The sequence below is a fragment of the Paenibacillus terrisolis genome, assembly GCF_056171975.1.
In genome coordinates this window covers 213,607-231,799 of sequence record NZ_JBKFGG010000016.1, presented here as the reverse complement: position 1 = coordinate 231,799, position 18,193 = coordinate 213,607, and the positions used below count along the sequence as shown (strand labels likewise).

Annotated in this window: 17 protein-coding genes; 8 read left to right on the top strand and 9 right to left on the bottom strand. The window is 54.0% G+C overall.

Going from position 1 to position 18,193, the window contains the following annotated elements; translation table 11 throughout:
• Positions 1–226 precede the first annotated feature (226 nt).
• From ACI48K_RS15575 to ACI48K_RS15555, 5 genes are all read right to left on the bottom strand, one after another.
• Complete coding sequence (locus tag ACI48K_RS15575; RefSeq protein WP_475028526.1) at positions 227–928, bottom strand: metallophosphoesterase; 702 nt, start codon at positions 926–928, stop codon at positions 227–229.
• Positions 929–934: 6 nt separating this feature from the next.
• A complete protein-coding gene (locus ACI48K_RS15570) occupies positions 935–2,212 on the bottom strand; it encodes an ABC transporter ATP-binding protein (RefSeq protein ID WP_475028525.1) in 1,278 nt (425 codons plus the stop codon).
• Positions 2,209–3,903 (bottom strand): ABC transporter permease, encoded by a 1,695-nt coding sequence (locus ACI48K_RS15565; RefSeq protein ID WP_475028524.1) that lies wholly within the window; start codon positions 3,901–3,903, stop codon positions 2,209–2,211. The genes ACI48K_RS15570 and ACI48K_RS15565 overlap by 4 nt, the downstream gene beginning before the upstream one ends.
• A gap of 5 nt (positions 3,904–3,908) precedes the next feature.
• Positions 3,909–5,072, bottom strand: a complete 1,164-nt coding sequence (locus ACI48K_RS15560; protein ID WP_475028523.1) for an extracellular solute-binding protein — start codon at positions 5,070–5,072, stop codon at positions 3,909–3,911.
• 130 nt (positions 5,073–5,202) lie between these two features.
• On the bottom strand, positions 5,203–6,294 hold the full coding sequence (locus tag ACI48K_RS15555; RefSeq protein WP_475028522.1) for a YeiH family protein: 1,092 nt from the start codon (positions 6,292–6,294) through the stop codon (positions 5,203–5,205).
• Positions 6,295–6,432: 138 nt separating this feature from the next.
• Here ACI48K_RS15555 and ACI48K_RS15550 point away from each other — a divergent pair, with 138 nt between their 5' ends.
• Positions 6,433–7,323 (top strand): LysR family transcriptional regulator, encoded by an 891-nt coding sequence (locus ACI48K_RS15550; RefSeq protein WP_475028521.1) that lies wholly within the window; start codon positions 6,433–6,435, stop codon positions 7,321–7,323.
• An 8-nt stretch (positions 7,324–7,331) separates the two neighbouring features.
• On the opposite strand, the gene ACI48K_RS15545 is transcribed toward ACI48K_RS15550, so the two are convergent.
• The gene (locus tag ACI48K_RS15545; protein ID WP_475028520.1) at positions 7,332–8,528 is read right to left on the bottom strand and encodes an MFS transporter; all 1,197 of its coding nucleotides are present in this window, start codon (positions 8,526–8,528) and stop codon (positions 7,332–7,334) included.
• A 195-nt stretch (positions 8,529–8,723) separates the two neighbouring features.
• Here ACI48K_RS15545 and ACI48K_RS15540 point away from each other — a divergent pair, with 195 nt between their 5' ends.
• The gene (locus ACI48K_RS15540; RefSeq protein WP_475028519.1) at positions 8,724–9,392 is read left to right on the top strand and encodes a TetR/AcrR family transcriptional regulator; all 669 of its coding nucleotides are present in this window, start codon (positions 8,724–8,726) and stop codon (positions 9,390–9,392) included.
• Positions 9,393–9,865: 473 nt separating this feature from the next.
• Here ACI48K_RS15540 and ACI48K_RS15535 read toward each other — a convergent pair whose 3' ends face one another.
• The 3 genes from ACI48K_RS15535 to ACI48K_RS15525 all read right to left on the bottom strand — a co-directional run bounded on the left by ACI48K_RS15535 (position 9,866) and on the right by ACI48K_RS15525 (position 11,486).
• The gene (locus ACI48K_RS15535; RefSeq protein ID WP_475028518.1) at positions 9,866–10,081 is read right to left on the bottom strand and encodes a helix-turn-helix domain-containing protein; all 216 of its coding nucleotides are present in this window, start codon (positions 10,079–10,081) and stop codon (positions 9,866–9,868) included.
• A 10-nt stretch (positions 10,082–10,091) separates the two neighbouring features.
• Positions 10,092–10,568: a DUF2975 domain-containing protein gene (locus ACI48K_RS15530; RefSeq protein WP_475028517.1), complete on the bottom strand. Its 477-nt coding sequence runs from the start codon at positions 10,566–10,568 to the stop codon at positions 10,092–10,094.
• A gap of 165 nt (positions 10,569–10,733) precedes the next feature.
• Positions 10,734–11,486: an SDR family NAD(P)-dependent oxidoreductase gene (locus ACI48K_RS15525; RefSeq protein ID WP_475028516.1), complete on the bottom strand. Its 753-nt coding sequence runs from the start codon at positions 11,484–11,486 to the stop codon at positions 10,734–10,736.
• A gap of 202 nt (positions 11,487–11,688) precedes the next feature.
• On the opposite strand from ACI48K_RS15525, the gene ACI48K_RS15520 reads away from it, so the two are divergent.
• The 6 genes from ACI48K_RS15520 (at position 11,689) to ACI48K_RS15495 (ending at position 18,175) form a co-directional block, all read left to right on the top strand.
• Positions 11,689–12,972, top strand: coding sequence for a methyl-accepting chemotaxis protein (locus tag ACI48K_RS15520; RefSeq protein WP_475028515.1), 1,284 nt, complete (start codon positions 11,689–11,691; stop codon positions 12,970–12,972).
• Positions 12,973–13,364: 392 nt separating this feature from the next.
• Complete coding sequence (locus ACI48K_RS15515) at positions 13,365–14,375, top strand: LacI family DNA-binding transcriptional regulator (RefSeq protein WP_475028535.1); 1,011 nt, start codon at positions 13,365–13,367, stop codon at positions 14,373–14,375.
• Positions 14,368–15,303: a ribokinase gene (gene rbsK, locus ACI48K_RS15510; RefSeq protein ID WP_475028514.1), complete on the top strand. Its 936-nt coding sequence runs from the start codon at positions 14,368–14,370 to the stop codon at positions 15,301–15,303. The genes ACI48K_RS15515 and rbsK overlap by 8 nt, the downstream gene beginning before the upstream one ends.
• 4 nt (positions 15,304–15,307) lie before the next feature.
• The gene (rbsD, locus tag ACI48K_RS15505; RefSeq protein ID WP_475028513.1) at positions 15,308–15,703 is read left to right on the top strand and encodes a D-ribose pyranase; all 396 of its coding nucleotides are present in this window, start codon (positions 15,308–15,310) and stop codon (positions 15,701–15,703) included.
• 17 nt (positions 15,704–15,720) lie between these two features.
• Positions 15,721–17,229, top strand: coding sequence for a sugar ABC transporter ATP-binding protein (locus ACI48K_RS15500; protein ID WP_475028512.1), 1,509 nt, complete (start codon positions 15,721–15,723; stop codon positions 17,227–17,229).
• On the top strand, positions 17,219–18,175 hold the full coding sequence (locus ACI48K_RS15495; protein ID WP_475028511.1) for an ABC transporter permease: 957 nt from the start codon (positions 17,219–17,221) through the stop codon (positions 18,173–18,175). Before ACI48K_RS15500 ends, ACI48K_RS15495 begins: the two co-directional genes overlap by 11 nt.
• Positions 18,176–18,193: the final 18 nt, after the last annotated feature.

Genomic DNA, 18,193 nt, shown 5'->3' with positions numbered 1-18,193 from the left:
GCTAATTTAGCTGGAGGAAATGGAGTTAGTTAGTGTGTTAGACCCGGTTACGGCTGAATTAACGGGATGATTTGGAGTTAATTTGGTTTGGATGCCAATCAGTTAGCCTTCTTGGGTTCCAATCCCGTCGTGGCTGGCAGTCTCCGTTATGGAGCCGCATCTCATCCGGTCTGCCTGAACTTGACCCAGCTCTCGGTGAATGGTCTGGCCCCTTAGCCCGTTACATCTAGTTTTGCTGCGGCCGCAGCAGCCCGGGGCTAGGGCTGCCGGCTGCCGGAATGAGCTGAAAGGCCGACCGGCGGATATCTTTGTAAAGGTTAGCCGGATCGGTCGAACAAGAATAAGTCAATTGATCGGTCAATTCCACGAGGGTGAGCCGAAGGCCGTGTTTTGCTCCGGTGTCGATGCCGAGCTTGCCGGGCCCAAACCACAGCTCCCCGGGTTCGGCACCCATTCTTTGGGTTGGCGTATGGCCAAAAATGATCTGCTGATACGGCAGCCGTTCGTCGCTGTTCCAGAATTCCTGGCGGATGGTCGTCATATCCGCCACCGATTGGCGGTGGAGCGGAACTCCCGGCTTCAGGCCCGCATGTACGAACAGATAGGAGTCAAGCTGCTTGTAAAGCGGCAGCCCTCGAATGAAATCCAAATCAGCGGAGCGATCTGCGAAAGGCGCGTCTTCTTGAAGCTTTTTTTGGATCGCCGACTTCAGCAGCGAGAGCTCCGTATTGCCCGCGATCGCAATAGCGCCTTGGCGGGTAAGGGTACGGGCATCTTCGAGGGCGTCCCAGGTGACCGGCTCGGTGTCCATAAAATCGCCGAGCAGGATAAGTCTATCGGTGTCGGGCGAATACCCGGCCAAGTCCAGCAGCTGCCGGGCTCCTTTTGTATGTCCATGGATGTCGGAAATGACAAAGAGACGTGCCATATTGATCTACCTTTCATTGTCGACGGGATACAGATAGGCGTCGGAGGCTGCGAAGCTCAAATTTCCCCGTATCCCCGCTTCGAGCTGGGAATGATGCAAAAAAGAAACGGGCTGCCGGTCCTCGGTATGGGCCAGCACGCGCCAGTGATTGCCTTCAAAAATGCTATGCAGAATCTGCACTTGCAGCAGGTTGGCTGCGGCGACGCTGGCGCCGGGGGCACCGGAAGCGCTAAAAGCGGCGGTACCCTCGGCGCTGCTGGCGGCATCGCGGGTGGCTGCGGAAACGCCGCCGGCTGTGCCGGGCTCCAGCGCGGCGGCCGATTCCGCGCGGGCGGCACTCGTCCGCGCGCCATCAGGCGTGGCGGCGGCGTCCGCCCCGAGCCAGGCGAGCGCGTCCGGCCGGCACAGCAGCTCCGCCGCGTCTGCAGCGCTCGGCGCGCTTGCCGTTGCGGCGCCGCCGGCTTCCCCGGCCGGCTCCACGCCGCGCAGGACGGCGTCGCCGACGCGGATGGCGCTGCCGCCATCCCGCAAGCGGGCCCGTTCGCCTGCGAGGCGGTTGCCTGCGCCGAGCAGCATGGCCGCCGAACGGGTCGCCGGCAGCCGGTAGCAGTTTTGCGGCAGGTCGATCTGGTCGACGGCGCCCGCCCGCATGATCATCAGCCGGTCGGCCATGGCGAAGGCCTCCTCGGGATCATGCGTAACATGGAACACCGTGGTGCCGAGCTGACGGAGCAAATAGGCCATTTCCGCCCGCATTTCGATCCGCAGGCGCATGTCGAGATTGGACAGCGGCTCGTCGAGCAGCAGCAGGTCCGGCTTGGTCGCAAGCGCGCGGGCGATGGCGACGCGCTGCTGCTGGCCGCCCGACAATTGCGGCGGCAGGCGGTATTCTAGTCCCTCCAGATGCAGGAGGGAGACCAGCTCGGCAACCCGCTGCCGAACGGCGTCGGCGGGCGTTTTTTGCAGGCGAAGTCCGTAAGAAATGTTGTCGAACACATTCATATGAGGCCATAACGCATAATCCTGAAACACCATGCTGATGCGCCGTTTTTCCGGCGGAAGCGAGCGGGAAGCCGTTGCGATACTTTGCCCGCGGAGCCGGATTTCGCCGCGGTCCGGCTGCTGCAGCCCCCCAATAAGCTGCAGCAGCGTTGACTTGCCGCAGCCGGAAGGGCCGAGGACGCTGATGATTTCGCCCGGCTGTACGGCAAAGCTGATTTCGTGCAGCGCGGTGAAGGAGCCGTAAGCTTTGCCGAGCCCCTCGACTTCTAGTATTGGATTCATATCGTGGTTCCTCCCGTAATGTTCCGGCTTCGCTTAAACATAAGTTCAACCAGCCAAATAATGATGATGACCAGGCCGCCGCCGGTCAAGGTAGCCGCCGCGGCAAACCCAAAATCCAAGTCCTCGAAGGCTTTGTTGATCACGACGGGCAAGGTCATGAAATTGGGCGGATACAGGATGGAGGCGATCGCCAGATCGAACACGCTGGCCCCGAAGGCGGCGAGTCCGGCGGACAATAGAGCCCCGCGTATCAACGGAACGAGAACGGTCGTGATCCGTGTGGTGAAACCGGCCCCCTGCATTTGCGCGGCGGACAACAATTGCCCCGGCACTTTGGCCATTGATCCGGTGATCACCCGGGCGATCACGGGGATGGCTCCCGCCACACTGGCCAGGATTAGGATCCACGGCGTCCCGTACAGCAGCAGTCCGACATGCTCCAGCCAAGGCTGGTTCCAGATGAAAATATAGCCGATGCCGAGAACGATGCCGGGAACGGCAAGCGAGACAAGGGAAATGACGTCAATCGCCTTACGCAGCTTGAACTGTGAATAGGTGAGAACATAAGCGACCAAGAATCCGGCGACGAGCCCGATGCAGGCCGCGACCGCGGCGATTTCGAGCGAATGAAGCAAGCCGCTAAGCAGCGCTCCCTCGCCGCTGAACACCTGACGATAGTACTGCAGCGTTAACCGGGTTTTGCCGAAATACGATTCGGTCACGGACATCAGCAGGTTCGCGCCCAGCGGAATGCCGATCACGATGGCTACGAAGACGAGATTGACGGCCGTAAACGCGTATACGCCTTTGGTCGGTCGTTTGGCAACGCTTCGCGTAGCCCTTGAAGACAGGAAATCAAACCGTGCCTTGCGCATGGCGTATAATTGAACGCTCATGGCAAGCGCGATAAGCAAGACGAGATAAAACGACAGCGCTCCCGCCATATCGAACCGGATCGGCGAGGTGTACAGCGCGGAATAGATCGAATAGGGCAGAGTCGGAAACCGGAAAACCGTGGCGATCGAAGCCGGAAGACCGAAGTCCCCCACCGTATCCATGAACACGAGCATGGCGCCGGAGCAAATGGCCGGCAGCAGCAGTGGAATTTCGACGGTACGAAGGACCGTCCAAGGAGAGGCACCGGACATCCGGGCTGCCTCACTTAAGCGATCGAGCTTCCATTCAAGCGCGGTGCTGATCGTCAGATAGGCGAACGGAAATTTGCTTAGCGTCATGACGACGATCAGACCGCCCGGCGAGAACACCAGCGAGTGCAGACCGGAAAGTCCCAGCCATTTGGCGGCAAGCCCGTCGGCGGACGCGAACATGACCCAGCCCTGCGCAAGAATGAACGACGGTGTAATGATCAGCAGCCATACGGTAAGATCAAGCAGTCTTGCCGTGGGAAAAGACCACCGCGATCGGACCATGGCAAGCCCACCACCGACGATGGTTCCGAAGATGGTGGTGCCGATGCCGAGCAACAGGGAGTTTTTGAGGGAGACGAACCAGAGCGGCCGCCGGAAAACATCAAGAAGCAGGGCGAGATCTCCCCACTCGAACTTGCCGAAAAATATTCCCGGAAGCGCCACTTGAATCACGACGGCTGCCAGCGGCAGCAAAATAAGGAGGAACAGGACGGCTAGTACAAACCAGCCAGTCCTGTTTCCATAAGCGAATATTTTGGACATCTTTGTTATTTCACCGCTTTATCGGCAAACCATTGCTTGATTTCACCTTCATGCTCGCCGGCCCAACCGGCTTCGGCTACGACCAGCTTGGCATCCTTGGCACGATCCGGTTTCGGCGTTACGCCTTTGGCGGAAGGCTCGAAATAGCTTTCTTCCCCTTTGTCGATCAGCGCTTGCTGGGTTTTCGGATCAAGCAGGAACTCCACGAACGCTTTGGCGGCATCCATATGCGGCGAGTTTTTCTGAATGGCGGCTACGCGAACCGAAGCTGGCGAACCTTCCGCCGGCCAGATGATATCTACCGGAGCGCCGTCATTTTTGAGCGTGTATGCGTTGCTTTCTTGCAGGGCGGCCGCTTTGATTTCTCCGCCGGTCAAGGCTTTGGCCACGTTCGGATTTTTCGGATAAACATGCATGCCGTTCTTCATCAGGCTGTCAAAGTACTGCTTGCCCGCGTCCATGCCTTGATTTTGGAAAAACCAAGCGACGAACGGATAAGCTGGTGCGGCCACGGCGGGATCGGCCATGCCCACGGCGCCTTTGAATTTCGGATCGGTCAGATCCGCCCATGTTTTCGGCGCTTTATCGGCGCTGTATGCGTCCGTGTTGTAAATGATGACAGAAGCGGCGTGAGCGCCGGTCGGATAATAGGAGTGGTTAGCCGGTACGACGGAGTTTGCGAAATCGGTCAGATTGCCGGCATTGCTTGGCGTCCAATCCGTAAGCAGATCACCGTTTTTGCCCATTTGGTCGATGGTTGGCATCGAATCCATCCAGACGACATCCCAGTGCGGATTTGCTTTTTCGGCTTCAATGCGGGAGGCGAGCTCCGCTCCGTTGCCGGTTACGAGTTCCAGCTTGTAGCCGGTTGCTTCTTCAAATAGAGGTTTGATGATTTCGTCAAAATCGTTCAGGTAAACAACAAGCGGTTCATCGGATTTTGGTTGATCCGCCTCGGCTTCCGTTTCCGCCTTATTTCCGGCTGCTGCCGAAGCGTCTCCTGCAGTATTTCCACTGGCGTTAGCGGGCGCGGAGCCATTCGTACCGGATCCGTTGTTGCCTGAATTCGCGGATCCGTTGTTTGCCGCGTTGTTTCCGCAGGCGGCAAGGGAGAAAGACAGCATCAATACGGCCAAAATCATCAGCCATCGGTTTCGTTGTTTGATCAAATCGGACACCCTCCTGGTTTTTGATTTTCTTTAATATCAGAGTAAGCCAGGTATGTCATTCCGATATGAACGGCTATCCGGTTTTGTGTTAAATAACATCTATAAATATTGATGATTATATAGATGTTCTCTATGCCAAGGAGATCATGGTCAACGTTGAGAGCAGAATCGAGGTTATCAGCATGGCGGCAAGCGGACGCAGCGCTTTGGAGCGGAGCTCTTTCAGGTTCACGTTCAGGCCGAGGCCAACCATGGCCATCGTGAGCACAAACGTGGTAACCTTGGCAATACCGTTCATGACTCCCGCAGGGACGACGATGTAGCTTCCGACAAGATAACTTCCCAGCAGGCTCATGACGATGAATCCGATCAAAAACCACGGAAATTCGATTTTGGCGCCTTGTTCGGCTTCGCCCTTACGCTTTGCTTTACGGTTAACGAGGCACATTAAAATAAAACTGAACGGAACGAGCAAAAATACGCGTCCGAGCTTTGCCAGCAGGCCTACGGCGAGCGCGTCCTGTCCGGCCGGAGCTGCCGCGAGCGCTACGTGGGCGATTTCATGCAGGCTTACGCCGGTCCACATCCCGTACTGCAAGGCCGACAAAGGGATCAACGGCCGAATCAGCGTGTAGGCGACGGCAAACACTGTGCCCACCAGCGCGATGATTCCGGCGCCCATGGCCGTGTCTTCTTCTTTGGCCTTGAGGATCGGGGAGACGGCGGCGATCGCGGCCGCGCCGCAAATCCCCGTCCCGATGCCAAGCAGTAGGCTGAGCGGCACGTCGGCGCGGAGCCATTTGGCCAGCAGCATCGTGACGCCGATGGCAAAACCGATCGTCGCCGCGTCGCGGACGAGCAGGCCTAGCCCCTGATGCAGAACCACGTCAATATTCAGCTTCAGCCCGAACAAAATGATGGCAAGGCGCAGCAATTTTTTGCCCGAAAATTGGATTCCGGCGCGAAGCTTCTCCGGGTAGCCCCAAATTTGGCGGTAAATGACCGCCAGGATAATCGAGCAGGCCAACTGACCGGCGCGGTCGAACCCGGGCACATATGCCAGCCCGTATCCAAGCAGCGCAATGATAAACGTAAAGCCGATTCCTTTGAATAGGGCGGCATGAACTTTTTTGACTTGGATGGTTTTTGCTCCCGGCGGGTTGCCGGATGGATTTGGCGCATTTCTAGATTCTGTTTCTGTATTTCTGGCTTCGGCAGCCATAAGATCACCTCCGAATGATTTGCATTCACAGCATAAATCGGGTTTAATCATAAGTAAAATAAATCATTATAATAATTGTCATAAGTAATTAGTTATGAATTAGTGTCAACAATACGTTTAAAATGGAGGGGATTTTACATGGACCCGGGTTTGCGCGTGTTTGTCGCCGTAGCGGAGAAAGGAAACTTTACGAGAGCGGCGGAGTTTTTGCACATGACCCAGCCGGCGGTGAGCCAATATATTCAATCGCTGGAACGGTTGATGGGGACGAAGCTGCTGGAACGGAGCAATAAATATGTCCGGCTGAACAAAGCCGGGGAAATCGTGTATCATCACGCCCGAGAGATACTCGGACTATACGGCCGGATGAATTATTTGATTGAGGATATGAAGCATTCGGCAAGCGGGGAGATCGCGATCGGCGCAAGTTATTCGTATGGGGAGTACGTGCTTCCGCACATCATTGCCGAGGCCATGAAACGGTATCCGAATATCCGGCCGACCATCACGATCGGCAATACGAAGGAAATCGAGGAACTGCTTGCGGGGAAACGGCTTGATCTCGGAGTCATTGAAGGGGAGCTTCAGCATGAAAAGCTGCATATCGAACCGATCGCCGATGACGCCATGTGGATCATTGCTCCCGCGAGTCATCGTTATGGCGATCAAACCCCGATTGAAATTGCGGATCTGGAGGAAGAGACATGGATCGTCCGCGAGTCCGGCTCGGGAACCCGGGAAGCGGTCGATAAAATGTTCAACGAACACGGCATTCATCCCCGCAAAATCATGGAGTTCGGCAGCACGCAGATCATCAAGGAATCGGTGGAGGCCGGGCTTGGGATCAGCTTGCTGTCCCAGTGGACGGTAAGAAAAGAGGTCGCCCTCGGGACCTTGAAAACGCTGAAGATCAAAGGCTTCCCTTTTATCCGCAAATTTTCTCTGGCCACGCAGGCAACCCCTTTTTATACGAAAGCGATGGAGGTTTTGATGGATATGCTGCGAAACGGCGAAGGCTTGCCCGCCTGAGGGCAGGTTTATTCCGCGTTACCGCTTGCCGTATCCGAAACATGAAGCGGCGCGGCGGCTTTACTGCCGCCAAGCCTGAACAGAAACGCAATGGCGGCCAATCCCGTTCCCACGGCCAGGACCAGATAGGTTCCCCGGTTGGTGGCGAACCCGAAGAGGGACTGAATGCCTTCCAGGAACAATGGGCAGAAGAACTGGAACAAATAGATGCAGGCCAGCAGTATGGATACGGCGGCGGTCATCCGTTCTCTAGGCACAATTTCCGCCGTTTTATTGAAGGACAAGGTGAATAAAACGCCCTGTGCAAAGCCGATGAGAACGATGGATAACGCCATCATCCAAACGGCATGGGCCTGGCTTTCGAGCAGGAACCCCGCTCCGTAGAGCGCCAGCGCGAAAGGAACCAGTCCTTTCTTCATGAGCCCGCTTAATCGAGTCACATAGAGGCCGGAAATAAAGCATCCGATCAAAGCCAGCGCGGTCAAAAATCCGACGGTGGATGCCGTTCCGATGCCGGTCTCCGACAAATACAGAGACAAATTGGCCGGAATCGTATAGAACAACAAGACGTGAAGTCCGCCTGCGAGCGCTACGGCATAGAAGAAAGGCGGTATTTTAGCAAAGCGAGTATCCTGTCTTTGCTTGCCGCCTTGTACCGGCGGGAATTTCGGCATAAGGAACGATACCAGCAGGAGCAGCACAACGGCATAAGCGTACATCAGAAATACGTTTCTCCAGCCGTAGGAGGCGATGAACCCGCCCAAAGCCATGAACACGGCTCCGAAAAGGCCGTTGATCGCGGAAACCAGCCCGTTCATTCTTGAACGCTCCTGCCCCTGGAAATTTTCCGCAATCAGCGAGTTGTACGTTGGAGCGACGATGCCGATCCCCAGCCCAAGAATAGCTCGAAAAACGAGAATCCGGGGAACCGAATTCATGAAGGCGGGTCCCACGCCGCCAACTAGATATATGATGAGTCCCGCGATAATGATGTGCTTGCGCGAGAATCTTCGCGATAAAGGCCCGGCCAAAAACAAGGTCGGCAAAATAAACAAGGAAGACAATGTGACAACCCACTGAATCAGCAGCGAACTTGTGCCGGGGAACTCGTTCCCGAGCAATTTCACGGCTGGAGCAGCAAGCATGTTGGCAAACGTAACGATGACGCAGCAGCTGAGTAAAGCGATTTTGGCGCTTAATTTCAAAGAAAATCCCTCTTTCTGACAATCGGATTGGCCGGATTCGGGTGCGCACTCGCCGAACCGGCTTTCGATAAGAGGATAACACCAACTTGATGCAAAGTAAACAAAAAATATGTATTTTGTCTATAATGTAATATGTGTGTTTTTTATTTGATTTTTTCATGTATAATAAAGAGAAGTAATAGGGAGGTCGGTCAAATGAAGGAAATACCGGATCATCTGAGCGCGTCGAGAGCCAAAATGCTGAAAAAGCTCAATGCCGTCGTCATCAAAGAGGGCTTTCAAAATATGAAGATGGATGAAATCGCGAAGCATATGGATGTTAGCCGCGCCACCATGTATAAGTATTTTTCCTCCAAGGATGAAGTCGTCGAAGGGCTTATGGACACGTATGTCGAATATTTCGGCGAATTCGTGCTGCAGACGACGGAGGATATGGGGGATGCCGTGTTCGGAATCCGGTTTCAGCAGCTGTTCGAGCAGTCCGCCCTGTTGGTCCGGTCCGTTACGGATATTTTGCTGCGAGAGCTCCAGGCTTATTATCCCGAGCAATACAATCGGCTGAGAAACGCATTATCCGTGCGGGAACAGCAGGCGGCGGAATTTTACCGGGAAGGGATAGAACGAGGCATTTTCAGTCCGGTCAACGAGAAGTTTATCGTCCTTCAGGATGACGTGCTGCTGCGCGAGCTTCTCGACGTGAAATATTTACTGCGGAACCAGGTATCCATCGAGCAGGTCCTTTATGATTATTACCACTTCAAAAAGCTGCAGCTGTTCCTGCCGGACAAGCGATCCCTGGTCGACGACTCCTTAATCAAACCGGTGATCGACAAGATCGTTCAAAAATATAATATGGCGTTCTAGCGTTGTAAAACGCGCCTGCCGCCAGCAAGGCCGTCCTGGCCTGCAATCAACAATAAACAGCGATTTTTCGAATAGCGGCATAAAATGGCCTTATTTCACTTCGAAACCGCATTTTCCTGAAAATAGCGGTACAAAATGGCCCTATTTTCGGCACAAAGCCCAAAACCGAGGGGAAAAGGAGCTGTTCTGAAGAAATAAGGCCATAAAATGGCGCTATTCATTCAGAATGGGGTTCCCCAGTGGAAATAAGGCCATTTAAGACCGCTATTTTAAATGTCGGAGGGATGCGGTGTTTCGGGACGTCGTTGACCAGAGTAGAGCGGACCAGACCAGAGAAAACCAGAGAAAACCAGAGAAAACCAGAGAAAACCAGAGAAAACCAGAGAAAACTGAACCATTTGTTCTAACGCAAATCCAATCCTCGAAGTCGATCCGGTACCTGGAAGCGATCTGGCAGGCTTTTTCTGCGCTATTCAAACCTCCTCTTCCGGCCGATACTCCAAAATATCCCCCGGTTGGCATTCCAGCGCTTTGCAAATGGCCTCTAGGGTCGAGAACCGGATGGCTTTTGCTTTTCCGTTTTTTAGCACAGAAAGGTTGGCCATGGTTATTCCGACCCTCTCCGACAACTCGGTTACGCTCATTTTCCTTTTCGCCAGCATCACATCGATATTGATGATAATCGCCATAATTCCCACCTCAGACCGTCAAATCGTTTTCGGATTTTATATCTATAGCATTTTTCAGCAGCTTTTGAAGAAGCGCGGCAAAGGCCGCAATCACAATAGAGGCGAAAATAACGACCAATCCGATCACGATGATGCCCGGAGCGTCTTCATCCTCCGCAACGAAATAAAGAAGCGGCATGACTGCCACAAACAGGATACTGATTGCGGCTCCGCAGTATTTTATATTCTTTAATGCTTTTACGGATAATTCCGAGAACGCGTCATTTCTGTCGATATAGATCAACAGCTTGAAAGCTTGGTACAGCGCAATAAAATACGGAATCGCCGCCGCATAAGCGCCAATTAAAAAGGAGTAAAGCCAAACGACCGGATAATGCCCAGCCGAATCGTTTGCTATCGCGGGTAACCCCAAGATACACATAGCCAGAACCGGAATGGCAATAAGAAAAACTGTTAGCTTTAAAAAAAGAGTTGTTCCCCGTTTCATCAAACGCACCTCATTTAGTGTATTTTCAATTTTGAATTTAACATATAATTTATCGTTTTACAATAAAAAAGTATCGATTATTATTATGTTTTTATTGTTGCCAAAAAGAAAAACGCCCCATTCGCGCATGAAGCGCGAGTGAGGCGTGGGTTACTCGGGACAATCTTAAATGACGTAAGGAATCGGCTCCTGGGCTTCCGCTTTTGCTACGGCTTCTTCAAGTGTAAGCCCGGCGAATTCCTGCGCGTTCAGGCAGCGGCCGCTTTTTTGATCGTTCACAAAAGCTCCGACCGCAATGCCGGGCAGCACGCTCTCCACCGAGTTCGGCGCCTGTGGGCCGCCAAGATCGGTCCGGCACCATCCGGGATCGGCCAGGCTCAGAATGACACCCGTTCCGTTAACTCTGGAGGACAGGTCCTTCGTGAATTTGTCGAGAGCGGCTTTGCTGGCGGCGTAACCGGCCTGCTCGGGCTCGTTTTTGATCCCGCTGGTCGTATTGATGACACGCCCGAAGCCGCGTCCGATCATCGAGGGGATCAAGCGGTTGCAGATCGTTACGACAGAGATGAAGTTGATTTGGAAACTTCGTTCGAAATCCTCCACCGGCGTTTTCCAGTAATCGGTACGGTAAGCGATTTGAACGGCCGCATTGTTAAACACGATGTCGACCGCGGTTCCTTTGGCTTCGATGGCGTCCAGCATGGCGACCACTTCTTCCTGCTTGTCCAGCATGGCTTGTACGGAATATACCTGGACACCGAGGTCGCGGATCTCCTGTTCCATTGTTTTCGTATGTTCGAGATTTCTGCTGTGCAGAATCAGGTTGCATCCTTGACGCGCCATAAACACCGCCGTTTGATAGCCGATTCCCCGGCTGGCCCCGGTGATCAGCGCCCATTTCCCTTTTACATTCACCATGAAAAAAACCTCCGTTTTTGTGAATCAGGATAACAAATCCCATTGTACCTGAAATTGCCATTCGTTTCTATGATGAATCCGATTTCACCCCCACGGGATAAGGTGTCGACAAAATTTGACATGGTGGAAACCGGAAACTTATAATCTATCTTATCGATTCGTATTTTACACTTATATCAATAGAGAACAGGTGGTAGAGGGCATGAACAAAGTCAAGAACGTTTCCATCCGTACCCGTATCATGATACTGGTATTTTTAGCCATTTTCGTCTCCAACGCGGCTGTAATTGTCAGTCTTTCTTACAGCCAATATCACGACTTTTTTCAAATCATGTCGGCTGAGGTGCTGATTAGATCCTTCGTGATCTTTATCATTTTCGAGGTGTTCGCCGCGCTGATTTCCGAAGCCTTGATCATTAGGCCTTTGAAGAAGGGGATCAAGCTCGCGGATTCGATGGCCGACAATAATTTGACGCTGCAAATCGATGCTATTCAGCAAGGGGAAGCCGGACAGATGATCCGTTCCCTTCTTAAAGCCAGAGACAATCTGAAAAACTTAATTTCCACGATCCAAGCTTCCTCGCGGAAGGTTACGCTATCCTCCGAGGACTTGAACCAAATTATCGAGCAAGCCAATACTCAGGTACATGAAATTACCGAGGGGGTCAAAGGCTTGTTATGGAGCTTCAATCAAAACGCGGAAAGCCTGCAGCAGACCTCCATTGCGCTCTCCGGGATTACCGAGCAATCGCAGGTCACCGCCGAGCGGGCCGGCAAAATCTCCGAGTATGCCCAATCCGTGAAGGAATCCGCCGAAGACGGCAAAGGCTCCGTGGATTCGATTGTCGGCGTGATCGACGCCCTGGCGGCAAGCACCAAGAACGTCAGCGACGAAGTGCTTGCTCTTGAAGAGCAAAGCAAGAAAATTACGGAAATCGTGCATATCATCAAGCAAATTTCCGATCAAACCAACCTGCTCGCCTTAAACGCGGCCATTGAAGCGGCTCGGGCCGGCGAGGAAGGACGCGGCTTCGCCGTCGTCGCCGGTCAAATCCGCAAGCTCGCCGAAGATACGGGCTCTTCCCTGGAAGGCATCGTCAGCCTGGTTCAGGATATGAGCGTTCGGACCGAAAACGTCGTTTCGGCGGTTAGCGCTACGGAGGGCAAAGTTCGGCTTGGCGTTCTTCAGTCCAATAATGTGAAGGTTAGCATCGACAACATTATCGACAACATGGAAAGCACGTTCGACATGCTGACGGATATCTCGGAAGGCGTGACCACGCAGGCCGCTTCCCTGGAAGAGATGACGGCTACGCTGGAGGATATCAACCATACGATTAAATCCGGTCTTCATGTCTCGAGCGAAATTCAGGACAAACTGAGCACCCAGGAGAAACTGTTTACCCGCATCGATAAAACCTCCGGCGAACTGGTAGAGCTGTCGGAAAATATGAACGGTTTGACGAACGTGTTTAAATTGCAATAGCCGGGTTCCGTCAGCCAAGTCTTTTTGGCAGGTGAGTTCAGGCGTATCCGCCATGTACAATTACCGTGCGTACAAATCGCCGCAAAATGGCAGTTATGGATGATACTCAATGCATCTTGATTTGTTTTGAATAAAGTTGCAAGACTCAAAAGGTCTTCAATGCGCCCGTATGGGCGGTTTGAAGGCTTTTTTGCGTTCGGGCCGGCGGGATGAACATCGTGAATTCTAGTAATTTTTAGTAGATTGCGTTTAGGAAAACAATATGCTATATTGAACATGTGGAAGCGGTACCATATTCAATTATATGATTTCAATAAGCTAATAAAGGGAATAATTTAGTTGTGTGGATAAACTATGGTATCGATACCATAGCAGGAGAAGAGGGGATTACCATCGCAACGATTCGTGATGTAGCCAAATTGGCGGGGGTCTCCGTTTCAACCGTATCGCGTTTCATCAACAAAAGCGGATACGTGAACGCGGAAACGGAACAGTCGATCAAAAACGCCGTCGAGAAACTGAATTATATGCCGAACCAGGTAGCCCGGGGGCTCGCAGGAAAGCGGACCAACACCATCGCGCTTATTTTGCCCGATATTTCGAACCTTTTCTTTTCCGACTTGGCGCGGGCGGTGGAAGATGTAGCGACGACTTACGGATATACGGTTATCATCGGCAATTCGGATGATCAGGGCGGCAAAGAGAAGCGGTACATCGAAACGTTGAAGCAGAAATATATCGACGGCATCATTTTCGCCTCCAATACCTTCGGACATGACGACGCGGATATGTTGACGAAGCTGGGTATTCCGTTCGTATGCCTGGACCGCGGGCCGGATGAAGAGAATTTTAGCATCGTCCGCTCGAAAAACCGCGAAGGCGCCATGATGGCGGTTCAGCATCTGCTTGAAGTAGGCTGCCGCAAAATCGCCCATATTTACGGTCCTCAGCAGTTGATTACCGGGAAAGAGCGGCTTATCGGATTTGAACAATCGGTGCAGGATTTCGATTGGTACACGCCAACGCTGCTGGAGCCGGCGAACTTTCGGATCGCCGAAGGCATGAAGGCGACGGAGCGGCTGCTGAAGCGGCATCCCGATATCGACGGGATTTTCGCCGGCAACGACCTGATGGCCATCGGGGCGCTCAAGGCGCTCAGTCAAATGGGTATCCGGGTAGGAGAGCAAGTGGCCGTATGCGGCTTCGACGGTATTCAGACGACTGAAATCACCACGCCGGAGCTTACGACGATCGCCCAGCCTATTTATGACATGGGAGCGCTCATTTCCCGCCTGCTGATCAAGAAGATCGAAGGCACGCTGGAAGAGGACCAGCTGTACGAATTGGACGTGAAGCTTATCGCCAGAGAATCGACATTAAGGAGGAGAGCCGTCCATGAATAAACCCAAGCTTGTCGTTATCGGAAGTTTAAATATGGATTTGGTGGTGGAAACACCAAGCTACCCGAAGGTCGGAGAGACGATCATGGGCGAACGCATCCGGTTCATTCCCGGCGGCAAAGGCGCCAATCAGGCGGTGGCGGCGGCCCGGATGGGCGCGGAAACGGCCATGATCGGTGCCGTTGGCGAAGACGCGTTTGGCAGCGAACTGCTGCGCAGCCTGGAGGAGGACGGCATCGATACCTCGGGAGTCAAGCGGGTACCCGGCGTGGCGACCGGCGTCGCTTCGATCTATGTCTCCGAAGGAGACAACAGCATCGTCGTTGTGCCGGGGGCAAATGATCTGGTGGGGCCGGAGGACATTGACCGCTGCGAGGACAAGCTGCGGGAGGCCGATATCGTGCTCTTGCAGTTGGAGATTCCGGCGGACACCGTATTATACGCCGCACGCAAAGCGAAATCCTTGGGCAAGCCGGTCGTCCTGAATCCCGCGCCGGCCAAGCCGCTCCCGGAAGAGCTGTTCGGACTGGTCGATTATCTGACGCCAAACCGAACCGAGCTTGGCCGATACGCCGGAGCAAGCGCGGAAGGCGAAGCGCTGGAGCCGGCGATGCGGCGGATGCGGGAGATGGGGGCGTCCCATATTGTGACGACCCTGGGAGACAAAGGCTCGGCGTTTCTGGCCGAGGATGGCGCGGTGCGCACGGTGCCGGGTTACAAGGTACCCGTCGTGGACACGACCGGTGCCGGCGATTGCTTCAACGCCGGCCTCGCAATTTCCATCGCATCCGGCCGAAACTTGGCGGAGGCGATCGATTTCGCATCGGCGGCTTCGGCGCTGGCCGTAACGAAATTCGGCGCGCAGGCGGGAATGCCAACGCAAGCGGACATCAAGCGATTTATGGAGGAGCAGAATAGGACGGAGGCATAATGCTATGAAAAAGATCGGTATCATCAACAGCGAGCTGTCGAGATTGATCAGCGAGCTTGGGCACACGGACACCATCGTCATTGCGGACAGCGGGCTGCCGATCCCGCCCGGCGTCAAACGCATCGATCTGGCTCTCAGAAAAGGCGTTCCGGGCTACGAGGAAACATTGGAGACCATACTGGAAGAAATGCAAGTGGAAGCTTTTACGGTAGCAAGTGAAATGCTGCCGGCGAATCCGGAGCTGTTACGGCGGACGGAGGAACTGCTGGAAGGAGCGGAGGGCCGCCGCGTAAGTCACGAGGAGCTCAAAGCTTTGACCCGTCAGGCTAAGGCGGTGATCCGTACCGGCGAGTGTACGGCGTACGCCAACGTGATTTTGCAATCGGGCGTAACGTTCTAAGAAGGAGGTGCGCAGGAATGACAGCACAACTGCTGGAGATGAAGGGAATCGACAAAAGCTTTTCCAATGTAAAAGTGCTGCAGCAGGCGGAATTCTCGCTTGAACGCGGAGAAGTGCACGCCCTGATGGGCGAAAACGGCGCGGGCAAATCCACGCTGATGAAAATACTGAATGGTATCTACGACAAGGATAGCGGTACCGTGAAAATCAAAGGTGCCGAGCAAGCCTTATCGTCTCCGTCGGCCGCGCAGCAGCTCGGTATCGGCATGATCCATCAAGAGCTGAATATGATCCCGCATTTGACCGTCATGGAAAATATTTTTCTCGGCAGAGAATTTACGATAGGACCGACCAAGCTGATCGATTGGCGCAAAATGAAGCAGGAGTCGGCCCGATATTTGTCGATGCTCGGACTTGCGATTGATCCGGGCGCGATCGTCAGCGATTTGTCCGTCGGCCAGCAGCAAATGGTCGAAATTGCGAAAGCGCTATCAATGGACACGGAGATCCTAGTTTTGGACGAACCGACGGCGGCATTGACCGACCGGGAAATTGACGCCCTGTTTGATGTAATCGCTTCCTTGAAGGGACGGGGAGTCGGGATGATCTACATTTCGCACCGGATGGAGGAAGTTTTCCGGATGTGCGACCGGATCACGGTCATGCGCGACGGCCGGTATGTCGGCACCGAGAAGGTGTCCGAGACGAATATGGACCAAATCGTCAAGATGATGGTCGGCCGTGAGATCAAAGACCGATTCCCCAAAGTAGACATCAAATTCGGCGCCGAGAAACTGAAGGTAGAGGGACTCACGCAAAAAGGGGTTCTGCACGATATCACATTCTCCGTGAAGGCGGGCGAAATCGTCGGACTTGCCGGGCTAATGGGAGCCGGGCGGACCGAACTGGCCAAAGCGCTGTTCGGAGTGACCAAGGTTGACGGCGGAACGATTTCCGTCAATGGCGCACAGGTATCCATCCGGCGTCCGATTCATGCGATCCGCGCCGGGCTTGCGCTGGTGACGGAGGACCGCAAGGACGAAGGGCTGCTGCTTCAGATGTCCGTCAGCGATAATTTGTCGATGACCAATCTGGCTTCGGTATCCAATCTCGGCTTCCTGAGCGGGGCGAGGGAGAAACAGCTGTCCGAGAGCATGATCAAGCAGCTGTTCATCAAAACGTCCGGCGGCGCCCAGACGGTCGGTTCACTCAGCGGCGGCAACCAGCAAAAGGTCGTGATCGGCAAGTGGCTGGCCACGAAGCCGCAGGTGCTCATTCTGGACGAGCCGACGAGAGGCGTGGACATCGGGGCGAAGAAGGAAATTTACGATCTGATGAACAAACTGGCCGCGGAAGGCGTCGCCATCCTGATGATTTCCTCCGAGCTTCCCGAAGTGCTGGGGATGAGCGACCGGATCCTCGTTATGCATGAAGGAAAGATCACGGGACAATTTAACAAAAACGAAGCGACGCAAGAGAAAATCATGACCTGCGCGACAGGGGGAGGAGAACAACATGCAAACTGACGCACTCGGCGTACAAAAGCGCAAAAAGTTGAATTTTCAGGGACTGGGTTCATTGGCGGGGCTGCTGCTGATCATCATCGTCCTTTCGGTGACGGCGGACAATTTCCTGTCGGTCAACAATCTGCTGAATGTGCTGCGCCAAATATCGATTAACGCGTTGATCGCATTCGGCATGACGTTTGTGATTTTGACGGGAGGCATCGACCTTTCCGTCGGTTCCATTCTCGCCCTGTCGAGCGCTTTGTCGGCGGGTCTGATGGCCGGAGGCATGGACACCTGGTTCGCCGTCATCATCGGACTTGCAGCAGGGATGGCCATGGGCGCAGTTAACGGATTTCTCGTCGCAAAAGGCCGGCTGGCTCCGTTTATCGTGACTTTGGCTACGATGACCATCTTCCGGGGCTTGACGCTCGTGTACACCGACGGAAAGCCGATTACGGGCATGAACAAAGACTTCGCGATGCTGGGAAAAGGATATTTTCTGCAAATCCCGATGCCAATCATCTGGATGGTCATCTCGTTTGCAGTATTATATATCATTTTGAAACATACCACCTTCGGTCGGCGGGTTTACGCGATCGGAAGCAATGAGGAGGCGACGTGGCTATCGGGGATTAGCACTTCCAAAATAAAGGTGTTCGTGTATTCGATCAGCGGTTTATTGGCCGCCATCAGCGGCATGATCCTGACCTCCCGGCTGAATTCGGCCCAGCCGACGGCGGGCGCTTCTTACGAGCTGGACGCCATCGCCGCGGTCGTACTCGGCGGAACCAGCTTGTCGGGCGGCAAGGGATGGATCGTGGGCACCCTGATCGGCGCCGTGATTATCGGCGTGCTGGATAACGGACTTAATTTGCTTAACGTATCTTCATTCTATCAACAGGTTGTTAAAGGGGCCGTCATTTTAGTCGCAGTACTGCTGGACCGTTCGAAAAAAAATAAATAACTACAAGAATAGGGAGGC

Coding starts and splice junctions, on each gene's coding strand:
- ACI48K_RS15575 (WP_475028526.1), bottom strand. CDS start 928: ATGGCACGTCTCTTTGTCATTTCCGACATCCATGGACATACAAAAGGA.
- ACI48K_RS15570 (WP_475028525.1), bottom strand. CDS start 2,212: ATGAATCCAATACTAGAAGTCGAGGGGCTCGGCAAAGCTTACGGCTCC.
- ACI48K_RS15565 (WP_475028524.1), bottom strand. CDS start 3,903: ATGTCCAAAATATTCGCTTATGGAAACAGGACTGGCTGGTTTGTACTA.
- ACI48K_RS15555 (WP_475028522.1), bottom strand. CDS start 6,294: ATGGCTGCCGAAGCCAGAAATACAGAAACAGAATCTAGAAATGCGCCA.
- ACI48K_RS15550 (WP_475028521.1), top strand. CDS start 6,433: ATGGACCCGGGTTTGCGCGTGTTTGTCGCCGTAGCGGAGAAAGGAAAC.
- ACI48K_RS15540 (WP_475028519.1), top strand. CDS start 8,724: ATGAAGGAAATACCGGATCATCTGAGCGCGTCGAGAGCCAAAATGCTG.
- ACI48K_RS15535 (WP_475028518.1), bottom strand. CDS start 10,081: ATGGCGATTATCATCAATATCGATGTGATGCTGGCGAAAAGGAAAATG.
- ACI48K_RS15530 (WP_475028517.1), bottom strand. CDS start 10,568: ATGAAACGGGGAACAACTCTTTTTTTAAAGCTAACAGTTTTTCTTATT.
- ACI48K_RS15525 (WP_475028516.1), bottom strand. CDS start 11,486: ATGGTGAATGTAAAAGGGAAATGGGCGCTGATCACCGGGGCCAGCCGG.
- ACI48K_RS15520 (WP_475028515.1), top strand. CDS start 11,689: ATGAACAAAGTCAAGAACGTTTCCATCCGTACCCGTATCATGATACTG.
- rbsK (WP_475028514.1), top strand. CDS start 14,368: ATGAATAAACCCAAGCTTGTCGTTATCGGAAGTTTAAATATGGATTTG.
- rbsD (WP_475028513.1), top strand. CDS start 15,308: ATGAAAAAGATCGGTATCATCAACAGCGAGCTGTCGAGATTGATCAGC.
- ACI48K_RS15500 (WP_475028512.1), top strand. CDS start 15,721: ATGACAGCACAACTGCTGGAGATGAAGGGAATCGACAAAAGCTTTTCC.
- ACI48K_RS15495 (WP_475028511.1), top strand. CDS start 17,219: ATGCAAACTGACGCACTCGGCGTACAAAAGCGCAAAAAGTTGAATTTT.